Annotated in this window: 13 protein-coding genes; 11 read left to right on the forward strand and 2 right to left on the reverse strand. The window is 73.2% G+C overall.

Annotated elements, in window-relative coordinates; all coding sequences use genetic code 11:
- Nucleotides 1-23 precede the first annotated feature (23 nt).
- The 10 genes from glmS to IFT88_RS02880 all read left to right on the forward strand — a co-directional run bounded on the left by glmS (nucleotide 24) and on the right by IFT88_RS02880 (nucleotide 11,984).
- Nucleotides 24-1,877 (forward strand): glutamine--fructose-6-phosphate transaminase (isomerizing), encoded by a 1,854-nt coding sequence (gene glmS, locus IFT88_RS02835; protein WP_192118761.1) that lies wholly within the window; start codon nucleotides 24-26, stop codon nucleotides 1,875-1,877.
- 41 nt (nucleotides 1,878-1,918) lie between these two features.
- On the forward strand, nucleotides 1,919-2,341 hold the full coding sequence (locus IFT88_RS02840; RefSeq protein ID WP_043593306.1) for a holo-ACP synthase: 423 nt from the start codon (nucleotides 1,919-1,921) through the stop codon (nucleotides 2,339-2,341).
- On the forward strand, nucleotides 2,338-3,429 hold the full coding sequence (alr, locus tag IFT88_RS02845; RefSeq protein ID WP_192118763.1) for an alanine racemase: 1,092 nt from the start codon (nucleotides 2,338-2,340) through the stop codon (nucleotides 3,427-3,429). The genes IFT88_RS02840 and alr (IFT88_RS02845) overlap by 4 nt, the downstream gene beginning before the upstream one ends.
- A complete protein-coding gene (gene alr, locus IFT88_RS02850) occupies nucleotides 3,426-4,562 on the forward strand; it encodes an alanine racemase (RefSeq protein ID WP_192118765.1) in 1,137 nt (378 codons plus the stop codon). The genes alr (IFT88_RS02845) and alr (IFT88_RS02850) overlap by 4 nt, the downstream gene beginning before the upstream one ends.
- Nucleotides 4,563-4,609: 47 nt before the next feature.
- Nucleotides 4,610-5,104: a tRNA (adenosine(37)-N6)-threonylcarbamoyltransferase complex ATPase subunit type 1 TsaE gene (gene tsaE / locus IFT88_RS02855; RefSeq protein WP_192119410.1), complete on the forward strand. Its 495-nt coding sequence runs from the start codon at nucleotides 4,610-4,612 to the stop codon at nucleotides 5,102-5,104.
- 173 nt (nucleotides 5,105-5,277) lie between these two features.
- Nucleotides 5,278-6,663, forward strand: a complete 1,386-nt coding sequence (locus IFT88_RS02860; protein ID WP_171007229.1) for a polysaccharide biosynthesis tyrosine autokinase — start codon at nucleotides 5,278-5,280, stop codon at nucleotides 6,661-6,663.
- Nucleotides 6,660-7,775: a glycosyltransferase gene (locus IFT88_RS02865; RefSeq protein WP_192118767.1), complete on the forward strand. Its 1,116-nt coding sequence runs from the start codon at nucleotides 6,660-6,662 to the stop codon at nucleotides 7,773-7,775. Before IFT88_RS02860 ends, IFT88_RS02865 begins: the two co-directional genes overlap by 4 nt.
- Complete coding sequence (locus IFT88_RS02870; protein WP_199858863.1) at nucleotides 7,772-9,325, forward strand: polysaccharide biosynthesis protein; 1,554 nt, start codon at nucleotides 7,772-7,774, stop codon at nucleotides 9,323-9,325. The genes IFT88_RS02865 and IFT88_RS02870 overlap by 4 nt, the downstream gene beginning before the upstream one ends.
- On the forward strand, nucleotides 9,325-10,344 hold the full coding sequence (locus IFT88_RS02875; RefSeq protein ID WP_192118769.1) for a glycosyltransferase family 4 protein: 1,020 nt from the start codon (nucleotides 9,325-9,327) through the stop codon (nucleotides 10,342-10,344). Before IFT88_RS02870 ends, IFT88_RS02875 begins: the two co-directional genes overlap by 1 nt.
- A gap of 341 nt (nucleotides 10,345-10,685) precedes the next feature.
- On the forward strand, nucleotides 10,686-11,984 hold the full coding sequence (locus IFT88_RS02880; protein WP_192118771.1) for an arsenate-mycothiol transferase ArsC: 1,299 nt from the start codon (nucleotides 10,686-10,688) through the stop codon (nucleotides 11,982-11,984).
- Between the two features lie 21 nt (nucleotides 11,985-12,005).
- Here IFT88_RS02880 and IFT88_RS02885 read toward each other — a convergent pair whose 3' ends face one another.
- The gene (locus tag IFT88_RS02885) at nucleotides 12,006-13,238 is read right to left on the reverse strand and encodes an AAA family ATPase (RefSeq protein WP_192118773.1); all 1,233 of its coding nucleotides are present in this window, start codon (nucleotides 13,236-13,238) and stop codon (nucleotides 12,006-12,008) included.
- A gap of 53 nt (nucleotides 13,239-13,291) precedes the next feature.
- On the reverse strand, nucleotides 13,292-14,224 hold the full coding sequence (locus IFT88_RS02890) for a glycosyltransferase (protein WP_192118775.1): 933 nt from the start codon (nucleotides 14,222-14,224) through the stop codon (nucleotides 13,292-13,294).
- Nucleotides 14,225-14,300: 76 nt separating this feature from the next.
- Here IFT88_RS02890 and IFT88_RS02895 point away from each other — a divergent pair, with 76 nt between their 5' ends.
- The gene (locus tag IFT88_RS02895) at nucleotides 14,301-15,302 is read left to right on the forward strand and encodes a glycosyltransferase family 2 protein (RefSeq protein ID WP_342212058.1); all 1,002 of its coding nucleotides are present in this window, start codon (nucleotides 14,301-14,303) and stop codon (nucleotides 15,300-15,302) included.
- Nucleotide 15,303: the final 1 nt, after the last annotated feature.

Genomic DNA, 15,303 nt, shown 5'->3' on the forward strand with positions numbered 1-15,303 from the left:
CGGGAACCTCTAGAATCGACCGCATGTGTGGAATCGTGGGATACGTCGGAACGGGCGACAAGAGCATCGAGGTGCTGCTGGGCGGCCTCAAACGTCTCGAGTACCGCGGGTACGACTCGGCGGGGGTCGCCGTGATCGACGCCGCGGGCGACCTCGGCAGCCGCAAGAAGGCCGGCAAGCTGCAGATGCTCGTCGACGACCTCGAGGCGACGCCGCTGACCGACGGCACGACCGGCATCGGTCACACCCGCTGGGCGACCCACGGCGGCCCCACCGACGCGAACGCGCACCCCCACCTCGCCGACGACGGCAAGCTCGCACTCATCCACAACGGCATCATCGAGAACTTCTCCGAGCTCAAGGCCGAGCTGCTCGCCGAGGGCGTCGAGTTCCTCAGCGAGACCGACTCCGAGGTCGCCGCGCACCTGGTCGCCCGGGCCTACCGCGCCTCCGGCGACCTCACCGAGGCCCTTCGCATGGTCGTCAACACCCTCGACGGCGCCTTCACGCTGCTCGTCGTGCACGCCGACCAGCCGGGCGTCGTCGTCGGTGCACGCCGCAACTCGCCCCTGGTCATCGGCCTGGGCGACGGCGAGAACTTCCTCGGCAGCGACGTCGCCGCCTTCGTCGCGCACACCCGTCGGGCCATGTCGATCGGCCAGGACCAACTGGTGACGATCCGTCCCGACTCGGTCGAGGTCGTCGACTTCACCGGCGCGCCGGTCGAGACGACCGAGTTCGAGGTCGACTGGGACGCCTCGGCCGCCGAGAAGGGCGGCTGGTCCAGCTTCATGGCGAAAGAGATCAGCGAGGAGCCCGAGGCCGTCGCGAAGACGCTGCTCGGCCGCATCACCGCCGACGGGGCCGTGACCCTGTCCGAGCTCGACGGCGTGCGCGAGCGCCTGCTGACCGTCGACCGCGTCATCGTCATCGCCTGCGGCACCGCCGCCTACGCCGGCATCCTCGGCAAGTACGCCATCGAGCAGTGGGCCCGCGTGCCCGTCGAGGTCGAGCTGGCCCACGAGTTCCGGTACCGCGACCCGGTGCTCGACGAGAAGACCCTCGTGGTGTCGATCAGCCAGTCGGGCGAGACGATGGACACCCTGATGGCCGTCAAGTACGCCCGCGAGCAGGGCGCCCAGGTGCTCTCGATCTGCAACACCCAGGGGTCGACGATCCCGCGCGAGTCCGACGCCGTGCTCTACACGCACGCCGGCCCCGAGGTCGCGGTCGCGTCGACCAAGGCGTTCGTCGCCCAGGGCACCGCGCTCTTCCTGCTGGGCCTGCACCTCGCGACGCTGCGGGGCACGCTGAGCACCGAGGCCATCGCCGAGCAGGTCGCCGACCTGCACGAGATCCCCGGCAAGATCGAGCAGGTGCTCGAGTCGTCCGAGCGGATCAAGACCCTCGCCGGCTGGATGGCCGACACCCGATCGGTCCTGTTCCTCGGTCGCCACGTGGGCTACCCGATCGCCCTCGAGGGTGCGCTCAAGCTGAAAGAGCTGGCCTACATCCACGCCGAGGGCTTCGCCGCCGGCGAGCTCAAGCACGGCCCGATCGCGCTGATCGAGCCCGGTCAGATCGTCTTCGTCATCGTCCCGAGCCCGCGTGACCCGCGATCGCTGCACCCCAAGGTCGTCTCGAACATCCAAGAGATCCGTGCACGCGGCGCCCGGGTTATCGCGATCGCCGAAGAGGGCGATGCCGCCGTGCTGCCCTTCGCCGACGAGGTGCTGCACATCCCGCTGGCGGCCCCGCTCTTCGAGCCCCTGTTGTCGGTCGTGCCGCTGCACATCTTCGGCATGGAGCTCGCCGCGGCCAAGGGCCTCGACGTCGACCAGCCTCGCAACCTGGCCAAGTCGGTCACCGTCGAGTAGCGGGTCGTGCAGCCGGGGCAGGGCGTCAGGCGGGTGAGGACGTGATCGTCGGGATCGGCGTCGACGTCGTCGACCTCGAACGCTTCGACCGCTCCATCGAGCGCACCCCGGCACTCGCGACGCGCCTGTTCCGGGCGGACGAGCTCGTCCTCCGTGACGGCAGTCCCCGCGGGCGTCACTCGCTGGCGGCCCGCTTCGCCGCCAAGGAGGCGCTGATCAAGTCCCTGGGCGGCTCCACCGGGGTGCGCTGGCACGACGTCGTGGTCGTCTCCGACGACCAAGGAGCCCCCTCGCTCGTGCTCAGCGGGGGAGCACGGTCGCTGGCGGACTCGCGAGGCGTCTCGCGCCTCCATCTGTCGCTCAGCCACGACGGCGGGGTGGCGGTCGCCTACGTGGTCGCCGAAGGCGCGGGCCACGTCCCCGCCGACCACGACGACGCACACCACGAAGGGGCAGACCGATGACCCACGACGTCACCGTCACCGTCGACACGGCCGCGCTGCGACACAACGTCGAGGTGCTGCGGGCGGCTGTCGCACCGGCGGCAGTCATGGCCGTGGTCAAGGCCAACGCCTACGGCCACGGTGCCGTCGAGTGCGCCCGGGCCTTCGTCGAGGCCGGCGTCGACTGGCTCGGCGTGGCCGACCTGACCGAGGCATTGGCCCTGCGACGAGCCGGTGTGGAGGCGCCCGTGCTCGCCTGGCTGCACGCTCCCGGCGAGGACTTCGTCGAGGCCGCCGCGCTCGGCATCACCCCGGCGGTGTCGAGCGTCGACCAGCTCGAGGCGGCCGTGGCGGCCGGCGTCCGGGCGGTCCACCTGGCGATCGACACGGGTCTGAGTCGCAACGGGGCCGTCGAGTCCGAATGGCCCGAGCTGTTCGACCGTGCGGCCGGCCACGCCGCCGTCGTGCCGGTCGAGGGCCTCATGACCCACGTGTCGAACGCCTCGTCCGAGGAGGACGGCCTGCAGACGGCCCGCTTCGCCCGGGCCGCCGCGATGCTCGACGAGCGGGGCGTGCGGCCGCCCCTGCTGCACGTCGCCGCCTCGGCGGCGGCGCTCGACTACGTCGGCTCGAGGGCCACGATGGTGCGCTTCGGCCTCGCGAGCTACGGGCTCAGCCCCTACCCCGATCGCACGTCCGCCGAGCTCGGCCTGCGTCCGGCCATGACCGTCACGGCGCCGGTGACCACCGTCAAGCGCATCCCGGCGGGCGAGGGCGTGTCGTACGGCTACCTCTTCCGCCCCGAGCGCGACACGTCGATCGCGATCGTGCCGGCCGGGTACGCGGACGGAATCGACCGGGCCGCGAGCGAGCGCGCCTCCGTGACGATCGGCCAGCGCACGTACCGGGTCCGCGGGCGCATCGCCATGAACGCCCTCGTGATCGACGTGGGCGACGACCCCGTCGAGATCGGTGACGAGGTCGTGCTGTTCGGCGACCCGGCGCTGGGCCGGCAGTCCGCCGCCGACTGGGCCGACGCCATGGGCGGCATCACCTACGAGGTCGTCGCGTGCCTGGCCGCCGGCCTCACCCGGAGGTACACCGCATGAGCGCCGCGACGTCCCTGCGCCGGGCCACGGTCGATCTGGCCGCGTACCGGGCGAACCTCGAGTCGTTGATCGCCCGTCTCGACCCGGTCGAGATCCTGGCCATCGTCAAGGCCGACGCCTACTCGCACGGGGCCGACGTGCTCGTGCCCGAGGCCGTGGCGGCGGGCATCCGCTGGTTCGGCACGGTCGAGCTCGAGCCGGCCCTGAGGATGCGACGTCTGGGCATCGGCGGCGACGCCTCGTTCTTCGCCTGGCAGCTCAGCCCGTCGGACGACCTCGAGGCGGCCGTCGACCTGCAGGTCGACCTGGGGGTGTCGACCCTCGACCAGCTCGAGTCCGTGGCCGCGGTCGCGCGGGCACGCGGTGGCGTCGCCCTCCTCCACCTGACCATCGACACCGGGCTGCACCGCGAGGGCTGCCTGCCCTCGGACTGGCCGGCCTTCGTCGCCCGCGCCGTCGAGTTGCGCGACGAGGGCGTGGTCCGCCTGCGTGGCATCTTCTCGCACGTCAGCGAGACGAGCGAGGCCGACGACCAGGCCGCGGCCCGGGTGTTCGAGAAGGCCGTGGCCGACGCCGAGGCGTTCGGTGCCACCGTCGAGAAGCGGCACATGTCGTCGAGCTCGGCCGCCCTCGAGCACCCCGAGCGGCGGTTCGACATGGTGCGCATGGGGTCGAACGGCCTGGGCATCCCCGTGACCGAGGGCGTGACCGCCGCCGACCGCGGGCTGCGGCCGGTGCTCACGCTGAGCGCGTCCGTCGTCAAGGTCAAGCGCGTCGCCGCGGGCACCGGGGTCTCGTACGACTACACGTTCCGTGCTCCGTCGGACACGACGCTCGCCCTCGTGCCCCTGGGCTACGCCGACGGCGTCAGCCGCCGGGCGCAGGGCGCCGTGCACGTCGTCGTGAACGGTGCCCCCCGGCCGATCGTGGGCCGGGTCGCCATGGACCAGTTCCTGGTCGACATGGGCGACGACCCGGTCGCGGTCGGTGACGAGGTCGTGCTGTTCGGGCCGGGTGACCGGGGCGAGATGACCATCGGCGAGTGGGCCGACGCCACCGACACGATCCCCGAAGAGGTCGCCTGCCGCGTCGGCGCCCGGGTGCCGCGCGTCTACGTGGGCGGCCGCCCGTGACCACCCCGGGCGGTCCCGTCGAGCTCGCCGTCGCCGACGCGGACGCCATGGAGGCGCTGGGGCGTCGGGTGTCCGGCCTGCTGCGAGCGGGTGACCTGCTGGTCCTCACCGGACCGCTCGGTGCCGGCAAGACGACCTTCACGCGCGGCCTGGGCGAGGGGCTCGAGGTCCGCGGGCAGGTGGCGAGCCCGACGTTCGTGCTGGCGCGCACGCACCCGACCGCGTCGGGCACGCCCTTGGTGCACGTCGACGCGTACCGGCTGTCGGGCGAGGCCGAGCTCGACGACCTGGACCTCGACTTCGAGGGCTCGATCGTGGTCGTCGAGTGGGGCGCGGGACTGCTCGACGGGGTGTCCGACTCGTGGCTCGACGTCGTGATCGAGCGACCGACGGGTGCCGCATCGACGGGTGCCCGGGGGGTCACCCCGCCGAGCGATCCCGTCGACCACTCCGCCGAGCCCGACGAGCCCGACGAGCCCCGACGGGTGACGATCAGCCCGCACGGGCCGCGCTGGGTGGGCGTCGAGCTGCCCGCCCGCTGACCCGGCCGCGCGCCGCGGACGGCTCGTCACCGATCTCCCCACCGGGCGGTCGGCGGGTGAGAGCGGGTGATCCGTCGTGTGCGACCGCCGGGGTGCCCCCGTCGGGGGGTCATGGGCCCCCGTTCGCTGCGGGTATGCTCGCCAGGTTCAACCACTTAACCCGGGAGTGTCAGTTGGATCCTCAGCACTACTGGCGCGCGCTCGTGAAGAGCTGGCCCGTCATCCTCGTCCTCGCGCTCCTCGGTGGTGCGGCCGGTTACGGCTACGCCCAGACGCGACCCGACAGCTTCCGTTCGACCAGCAGCGTCTTCGTCTCGGCCGCCGAGGGCTCCGACCCGAACGAGCTGCTCCAGGGGTCGTCGTACACGCAGAACCTGGTGCAGAGCTACACCCGCCTGGCCACGTCGACGGTCGTCCTCGAACCGGTCGTCGCCGACCTGGGGCTCGACCTCACCCCGGTCCAGCTGGCCCGGCAGGTCACGGCCGAGAACCCGTTGAACACCGTCATCATCGACGTCACCGTGGTCGACTCCGACCGTCAGCGTGCGGCCGACATCGCCAACGCCGTGACCCGGTCGCTGAGCGACGAGGCCCGATCGTTGTCGCCCGAGAGCGCGGCCGGCCTGTCGACGCTGAGTGTGGCACCCATCGCCGAGGCCACGCCGCCGAACTCGCCCGCGGGCCCCAACCGCCGTCTCATCGCGCTCACCGGCCTCGCCATCGGCGGGGCCCTGGGCATCGTCCTCGCCCTGGTCCGCTCCGTGGTCGACACGCGCCTCCGCTCGACGGCGGACGTCGACGAGCTGCGCGTCGCCCCCGTGCTCGGCAGCGTCGCACGCCGTCGACGCGGCAGCCTGGTGTTCGCCGACGAGCCCCAGGGGGCCGCGGCCGACGACTTCCGACGCATCCGCGCGCAGCTCCAGTTCTCCGACGTGGACGCGGTCGCCCGCACGATCGCCGTCTCGTCGGTCAGCTCCGACGACCGCGAGAGCCGCGCGGCCGTCATCCTCGACCTGGCACTCGCCTACGCCGAACGCGGCCAGTCCGTCCTCGTGATCGACGCCGACCTCCGGGGCGGCGGACTCGCCGACCTCGCCGCCGTGTCGGACGAGACGGGCCTGACCGACGTCGTCGTGGGGCGCCTCGAGTTCGCCGACGCCGTCACGCCCTGGCGCGACCGGGTCGACGTCATCCCCACCGGTGAGGTGCCCCCGAACCCCAGCCCGCTGCTCAGCTCGAAGTCGATGGCCCTGTTCGTCGAGTCCGCGCGCGAGCGCTACGACGTGGTCCTCGTCGACACCCCCGGTGTGCTCAGTTCGTCCGACGCCCTCGAGCTCGGACGCCTGACCGACGGCGTCGTGCTCGTCGCCACGGTGGGCCACTCGTCCCGCGGCCAGTTGGTCCAGGCCGCCCGGGCCCTGACCGGCGTCCAGGTGCCCGTGCTCGGCGTCGTCCTCGACGGCGTCTCCGAGAGCGCACAGCGTGCAGGCGGCCCGTCGGCGCCGAAGGCCTCGATCTCCTCCCGCCCGGCCGGCGGTCGGGGCGTCGACGCCCCGTGACCGTCGCTCGGTCGTCCCGGGGAGCCGCGCCGCGCCTCCCGGCCGTCCGGTTGTACGAGTCGCTGCGCACGGCGCACCTCGAGCGGGCACACGAACTCGCGCCGGCCAGCATCGTCTACCGGGTGACGCGGTACGACTTCGACGCCTCCCTCGCCGAGGGCCTCGACCTCGTGCCGGCCGGCCCGGTGCGGGCGGCCTGGCTGATCGCGCGGTCGGACGTCGAGACCCTCGAGGTCAACGAGCCGCTCATGACGTCGAGCCTGCCGGCGACCGCGCTCGTGCTGACGGCCCTGGCGCTGCGGCGCCGGATCACCGGTCGCCCGACCGCGGTGGTGAGCTATCTGATCGGCAACGCCGACCCGTTCACGTCGGCGACCGCTCCGCGGCTGCGGACGCGACTGCGCCGACGCGGTGAACGCGTGCTGGCCCGCGCGGTCTGGCGGCGGCTCGACCGGGTGGTCTTCGGGACGGAGGCGGCGCGCGAGACGTACGCGCGCCTCCTCGGTTCCCCGTCGCCCCGGGCCTCCGTGGCCTCGGTGCCCGCGCTGCCGACCCGTCACCAGGATGCCCGCGGTGGCGGGGTCCGTCCGCCCGCGGTCGCGTTCGTCGGGTCGTTCGTCGAACGGAAAGGGCTGCGCGTGCTGGCGGCGGCCTGGCCGCTCGTCGTCGCCGCCCGCCCGCAGGCGACGCTGACGCTGCTCGGCAAGGGCGCCCTCGAGCAGGAGGCGCGGGCCCTGTCGGTCGCGGAGCCCTCGGTCGCCGTCGAGGTCGACCCGTCGCGCCCGCGCATCCACTCGGTGCTCGACGAGGCGCGCGTGCTCGTCCTCTGGTCGCAGCCGAGCCCGACCTGGCGCGAGCAGGTGGGGTTGCCGATCGTCGAGGGGCTGTCGCACGGTTGCACCGTCGTCACCACGACCGAGACCGGCCTCGCCGACTGGCTCGACGCCCACGGCCACGTGGTCGCGTCCGACCCGCGTTCGCCTCAGGTGCTGGCCGACGCGATCGTCGCGGCGCTCGACGCGAGCCGTGCCGCCGACGACGTGCTGGCCGACCTGCCCGACCGCGACGGACGGCTCGCCGCGGACGACCGACTGTTCGGGCGCGCCTCGTGAGCCGGTCGGCGACGGGCTCGGCCGAGCGTCCCCGCCGGGGCGGCGCGATGGCCGCCGTGGGCTCGACCGCGGCGATCAAGGTGGTCGTGATGGGCCTGTCGGGCGTGCTCGGCATCATCACGAGCCGCATGATCATCCAGAACTTCGGCACCGACGCCTACGCCCAGTACGGGCTGCTCTCGACCTTCCCGACCCTGTTGCCGTTCGCCGACCTCGGCATCGCGGCGATCGTCATCAACGCCGTTGCCGGGTCGTCGTCGGTCCGCACGGACGACTTCGTCAAGCGCTCGATCGTCACGGCCTTCCGTGTGCTGCTGGTGTCGGGCGGCATCATGGTCGCCGTCGCACTGATCATCACGCTCGCCGGCTGGTGGCCCGTCCTGCTGGGTGAGGGGCTGTTGCCCGACGGCGGCTCGCTCGCGGCCGGTCTCTGCCTGGCGGTGTTCGGCCTGGTGATCCCGCTGACGGTCGGGCAGCGCATCCTGGTGGGGCTGAAGAAGACCAGCACGCAGGTCGCCAGCCAGGCCGTCGTGGCGCCGTTCATGCTGCTCGCGATCGGCTCGGCCGTCATGTTCAGCGCGCCGATCGGCAGCTACCTCGCGGTCGTCTCGTACGTGGCCAACAGCCTCGTGTCGGTGATCTGCCTGATCGTGGCGGCGCGCGCCCTGTCGCCGCAGATCGGACAGGCCGTCAAGCTCGTGCCGCGCGTCCGCAGCTACCGCGGCGTGCCCGCCCTGGGCCTCGCCTGGCCGATGCTCGTGCAGATGATCGCCCTGCCGGTCGCGATGCAGACGGGCCGCCTGCTGCTCAGCCACCTGGCCGGCCCGGACGAGCTCGCGCAGTACAACCTCGCCTCGCAGCTGTTCGGCATCGTCCTGCAGACCGTCGCCGCGGCGGGCATCGCCCTCTGGCCGGTCTACGCGGCGGCCCGCTCGGCCGGGCGCGTCGAGTCGCCGACCGTGCCGACGCTGTGGTTCCTGCTCGGCGGACTCGTGCTGGGCACGGGGCTCGCCGTGATCAGCCCGTTCCTGGCGCGGTTCGTGTCGGGCGGGGCCATCACGCTCGACGGCTGGATGCTCGTCGGCTTCGTGGTCTTCGTCGGCCTGCAGGCGGCCAAGTACCCGGTCGGCATGTACATGACCGACAAGACCGGACTGGTCTTCCAGGTGCTGCCGATCGTGCTGATGGTCCCCCTCAACCTGGGGCTGTCGTGGTGGTTCATCGGGCAGGTCGGGGCCGCGGGACCCGTGCTCGGGTCGGCGATCTCGGTGGCGCTCTGTCAGCTCGTGCCGAACCTCTGGTACGTCTCGCGCGACCTGGGGCGGCGTCGGGCCGAGGCGGCGGCGGGCGGAGCGGGTGGCGACGGCGTCGTCGACGAGTCGGCGGACGGCGAGGGCGCCACGGCGGCCGCGGGCCTCGACGTCGACGAGCAGCGTGGTGACGAGACCGCGACCGACCAGGCGATCGCCGAGCGAGCGGTGGCCGAGCGGGCCGCCGAGGAGCGCGTGCACGGCGGCCGCACCGGCGACGACGAGAAGGAGGCGCGGTGATGGAGGTCCTCTTCGCGACCGAACGCGACGTGACCGGCTGGGCCGCCGATCACGCGGCAGGCCTCCGGCCCGGCCTCTGGCCGTACGGCCTCGAGGCGCTGCGCGACGCGGACCCGGAGGCGCGCATCGCGTCGGTCGCGGAACCCGGCCGCCTGCAGGTGCTGCGCGACCGGGTGGCGCCGCGCCGCGCCTCCTCGTCCGGGGTCCCGTCGAGTGACGTCGGCGTGGCCTGGGACGAGAACGTCGCGCGTCGGATGTTGCTGGCACGGCCGCACGAGCGCATGTACACGGGCGTGATCTGGGTGACGGACCGGGTCGAGCGCGGGCAGGACGTCGGACGCATGCGTGACGTGCTGCGACGGATGAGCGGCCTCTGGGTGATCAGCCGCGGGCAGGTCGAGCCGCTGCGACGGTTCGTCGGCGAGGACGGCCCGCCGGTCGGGTTCTTCACCTTCGGGGTCGACGAGGACTTCTTCGCGGCGCGTCCGTGGCCCACGCGACCGATGGTGCTGAGCATCGGAGGCGACCGCGACCGCGACCCGGCGACCCTGTTCGCGACGCTCGAGCGGGTCCACGCCGAGCGACCGGACGTCGAGCTGGTCGTGCAGACGACGAGCGACGCGGCACCGCCCCAGGGCGTCACCGTGGTGCCGCACGTCTCGCACCGCGAACTCGCCGAGCTGTACGCACGGGCCTCGGTCGTGGCCGTCGCGACGCGCGACAACCTGCACGCGTCGGGCATGACGGTCAGCCTCGAGGCGATGGCGACGGGGCGGCCCGTCGTGATGACGAACACCCCGGGCATCGAGGACTACGTGGAGCACGAGCGCACCGGGTTGCTCGCGCCGGTGGGGGACTCGTCGGCGCTCGCGGGACACGTGCTGCGGCTGCTCGGCGACGAGGCCGAGGCTCGGGCGTTCGGCGCGGCGGGGCGGGCCCTGGTCGAGGAACGGCTGACGACGCGGCACCTGGCGGCGTCGCTGGCGGAGTTCGTCGGGGCTGAGCCCGGCAGGGGCTGAGTCCGGCACCGGCTGGAGGCACCAGCCCGGGCCCGATCCGGGCGAGTTCGTCGAACACGGTCGGTCGAAGACGCCCGCCCTCGTCGAACACGCCCGCTCAGGCCGGGCCGTTCGCTGTGCGGTGACGTCACCGCGCCCCGGGAGGCGCGTGGCCCTCCGACGCGGGATGGCGCCCGGCGCGTCGCGGGCGGCAGGATCGACCTGCACCGAGGGCACGAGATCCTCGGCGGAGGGGGACCGATCGTGCCGACGTCGGACGGACGACCACGGTGACCGCGTCGCAACGACGAGCCCTGTGGGTGTTCCCGGTGTTCGTCTTGAGCGCGGTGTACGTCGTGGTCATGAGCACCAACGCGTGGGTCGACCCCGACCCCGAGCAGCGAGCCCGGCTGGCCGCCGGGTGGCCGATCGCCGGTGCCGTCTGGTTCAAGGTCGGACTCGGTTACGTCGGTGCCCTGGCGGCCCTCGTGCTCATCGTGTTCTTCGCCGTGCTGTTCGCCCGCGAGTGGCTCTTCGTCCGCCGTACGCGACGGCCGTCCGGGGCGGCCGCCGACGCGGGCGAACCCGTCTCGGGGGCCGCACTGCGCCGTCGCTCCCGCCGGGCGGCGGCCCGGATCGACCCGGCGCGGGTCCGCACCGTGCTCGTCGTCAGCCCCAGGGGCATCGGGCGCAGCGTCATGGCCGCCGCGTACCTGCGCGTCCTCGTCGACGACGAGTACTTCGTCGACGCCCGGGGCATCGATCCGCCGGACGAGCCGGTGCCGCCGGCGATGCAGCGCGACGTGTCCATCGTGATGGGCATGGACAAGGCCTGGGTGGAGCCCGGACAGTCGGCGAGACGCATCATGGCGGCCCCGGTCCGGGCGGCCGACCTGGTGGTTCGGATCGGATGCCCGGACGCGTTCCCCGTGCCCCGGTCGACCCCCGTGCTGGACTGGGACGTGCCCGATCCGATCGGTGCCGGTCTCGTCGACGTCTTCTCCATCAGGGACGACATCAGACGGCGGGTCGAGTCGCTCGCCGAGGCGCTGGCGCTCGAGCGTCGTTCGTTGGACCTGAGGGACCGCGACCTTCCCGGGCGACGTCACACGGTGGCGGAGGGTCGGGCCACGATCGCCTACCCGGAGGTCTCGGACGCAGGCGGCGGTGCTCTCGCCGACACCGCCGCCGGATGGTTCGCCGCGGCCGAGGCCCGCGTGCTGGTCGAGATCGTCGACGCCCCTTACACGGCGGCGGAGATCAACGACCGCGGTCCGTTCGCGCCCGACTTCACCGTTCCCTGGGTGGCATCGGCCGGAGCGGCCGAGTCGGCCCTGGCGGACGAACTGACCTGGCGTGGTGTCGGGGGGCCGCCGACCCTGGCCCGGGATGCCGTCGCTCGAGTCGTCGAGTGGCTCGTGGAGGCGGGCGTCCTCCGGCCGTTGTCCGACGAGCGACGGGTGGCGCTGCGCGAGTCCGGTCAGGCGCAGCGCGACCACGACGATCCGCTCGAGGAGTGGCCCCGGGGTCTGGCGGGCGAGTACCCCGCGATGGCGGAGCTGCGCCACGCCGAAGAGGACTTCGACACGTGGGAAGTCGTGCCCGCCGCGGCCCTGCGCGTCTACCCGGGCCTCGCCGCGGAGTGGGGGAGTCCCGCCTGACCAGTGCGCTGTCGTCCGGGCTCAGGCGGTCCGGGGCCAGTCCGTCGTCAGGTAGGCCTCGACGGCACGGTTGCGGAACGCGTACGGCTTGCCCCGGCTGACCACGCCACGCACCGTGTCGAGCCGTTGCGAGGTGGGCCCGAGCTGCGCACCTGAGGCCAGGCCCATCGCCTCGGCGATCGCGTTGAGGGTGCGTTCTGCGGTGGGCAGCGTCGCCATCGCCCGGAGGAACTCGTTCTCTCGTGGGGGGAGGCGGTTCAGGATGCGCTCGACGTGGGCCGACGCCTCGCTCTCGGCGCCGCGCCAGCCCGCCACGACGTCCTCCTCGGAGACGACGGGGGCCGTCGCGACGTTCCACGCCCGCTGGCCGGCGAGCTGGAACAGGAAGGGCTCTCCGCAGCTGAGGGCCGCGATCGCCCTCGCCGCTGCAGGGTCCATGCGGACGGTCTCGACGGCACCGTGGTCGCCAGCGGTCTCCCACCCCGCGATCACGAAGGGCTGGAGTGCCTCGAGGATGTCGCCCTCGTCGAGGGGACCGAGCGTGATGGTGCGGAACCGTCGGGCGAAGGTCGCCCCTTTCCGGGCACCCGCCATGTCCTCGAAGTCGGGCAGGCCCGTGAGGTAGACGGCGACGGGCAGGTAGCGGGACACCGTGCCTCCACCGGGCACGCTGACCTCGACCTCGTGCGACAGGGCGTCGCCGAGCGCGATGAGGAGTTGCGAGAGGGCGGCCTCGTCGCCGATGTTCTGCACCTCGTCGACGTGGATCATCACGACGGCGTCCTGCTCGATCGCCGCCTGGCCGAGTTCGACGAGGAGCTCGAAGAGGGCCGTGAACGGCTCGGGGCCGTCGGCGCCGCGGGTCGTCACCGAGAATCCGGTCACGGCCACCTGCTCGACCCTGGCGAGCAGGTCGAGGACGCCCCTCCGGGTCGAGGTGCGGAGCCCGGCGCGGTCGGCCAGTCGCAGGACGGCGGAGGCGATGATCTTGAGGGGATCGGCCCCGGTGGGCATGCGCAGCTGAGGCGTGACCCAGTCGCCGGCCTCGGCGGCGTCGCGGGCGATGCGTCGGACGAGACTCGACTTGCCGGTGCCCGGTTCGCCGAGGATCGTCCGTCCGGTCTCGTAAAGACCCGCACGTCGGCGGGGTCGCAGGACCTGGTGCCAGTCGCTCAACTGCTCGGTTCGGCCGGCCCAGACGTCGGGGACGACGTCGGAGCCCGCCTGGAACGGGTTGGTGAGGGGAGATCGCACGGTGATAAATTTATCAGAGCCTGGGTCGGCCGTCGATAAATTTATCAAACCCTCTATCGGGCTCGTCGTCGCCGCAGCTCGGTCGCCACGGTCCGTCGCCCTTCGAGGACGGCCCGCAGTCCGACGAGCAGCGTGCCCGGTGACCGGACGAACTGGCGCCGCCCGCCCTGCAGCAGCACCTCCCACGCGATGCGGGGGGTCAGTCGGCGCCACCGGCGGAGGTCGTCGTCGCCGAGGTGCTTCGCGGCGAACAGCAGACGGTTGCGGATGTTGTACCGGTAGTACCCGGCCGACTTGGCCTGCCCCGACCGGTCGGCCCCGCCGGCGGTCTGCGTGCCGCCCTCGGCGTGGACGACGGTGACGTCGTCGAGCAGCCGCAGCGCGCCTCCTGCGCTCACGACGCGGCGGGACAGGTCGACGTCCTCCCAGTAGAGGAAGTAGTCGTCGTCGAAGCCGCCGCAGCGTTGCCACAGCTCGTCGCTCAGCACGAGGCAGGCACCGCTCAGCCACTCCTCGACGCGGGCGCCGGGCAACCGTCGCCGTCTCGACCGGATGCGTCCGTCGTCGAGGTACAGGTCGCTGCCGGCCGACCAGACGCTGCCGTCGGGGCGCAGCACGGTCGGCGCGCTCATCGTCATCGGGTCGGACGAGGAGGCGCGGTGCAGGGCGGCGAGGGCCCCCGCGTCCGCGACGGCGTCCGGGTTGAGCAGCACGTGGTGGCGCGCCCCGGCCTCGCGCGCCCGGGCGACGCCGAGGTTCACCCCGGTGCCGAAGCCCTCGTTGCCGGCGGGCGCGACGAGGTGCCAGCCCTCGGCCGCAGCGAGCTCGCTCACGCGGGCGCGCTCGGCCGCTCCCGACCAGTTGTCGACGACGACCACGACGAGGCCGTCGGTCGCCCGTGACACGGGTGCGAGGTTCCGGCGCAGCAGGTCGGTCGAACCGTAGTTGACGACGACCACCGAGAGGCCGGCGAGCGACTCACCCACGGTTCGTCCCCCGTCCACCCGCAGGAGGCGCGGTGAGCGACCCGGTGCCCGTCACCGACCTGACATGCTGGGGCCCGTGACGACCGACCCGACCGCCCCGCGCCTCCTGACCATCGCCGTGCTGACCTTCCGCCGACCGCGCGATCTCGACGCGGTGCTGCCGCTGCTCGTCGAGCAGGCCCGCAGCGTCCACGGGCTCGGCGTCGAGGCGCGCGTGCTCGTCGTCGACAACGACGCGAGCGGGTCGGGGCGCGAGCGCGTCGAGGCGGCGGCGCTCGCGGCGGCCGACCCCCGTGACGGCGCAGGACCCGTGACGGTGGACTACGTCGTCGAGGCCACGCCGGGCATCGCGTCGGCCCGCAACAGGGCGCTCGCCGAGAGCGGCGACGGCGACCTGCTGGTGTTCATCGACGACGACGAGCGGCCCTCCGACCAGTGGCTGCGTGGGCTGGTCGCGCTCCAGGCCGAGACCGGTGCCGCGGCCGTCGTCGGCCCGGTGCGCAGCGAGTACGAGGTCGAGCCCGAGCCGTTCATCGTCGAGGGTCGGTTCTTCGTGCGCCGCCGACTCGCGACCGGCACGCACGTCGACGTCGCCGCGACCAACAACCTGTTGCTCGACCTCGCCGAGGTGCGCCGCCAGGGGCTGACCTTCGACGTGGCGCTCGGCCAGCTCGGAGGCGAGGACACGCTGTTCACCCGCAGTCTGGTCGCGGGCGGCGGCACGATCCTGTGGTGCGCCGAGGCGGTCGTCACGGACGTCGTCCCCGCGCACCGCGTCACGCGGCGCTGGGTCGTGCAGCGCGCCTACAGCAGCGGCAACGGCTGGAGCCTCACCTCGGTGATGCTGTCCGCGCGAGGGGCCTCGCGACTGTCCACGCGCCTCCGGCTGTCGGCGAAGGGCGGCGTGCGCGTCGCCGGCGGGCTGGGTCGGTACGCGGTCGGCACGGTGACCCGCCCCCTCGGGCGCCGGTCGTTGGGGCAACGCGCTCGTGGCATCCGCACGATGGCCCGAGGTGCCGGCATGGTGGCGGGCGCGTGGGGCGCGGGGTACCGGGAGTACGGCCGCGTCGACGGCTGAC

Source organism: Frigoribacterium sp. CFBP 8751 (genome assembly GCF_014841545.1).
Taxonomy (GTDB): Bacteria; Actinomycetota; Actinomycetes; order Actinomycetales; family Microbacteriaceae; genus Frigoribacterium.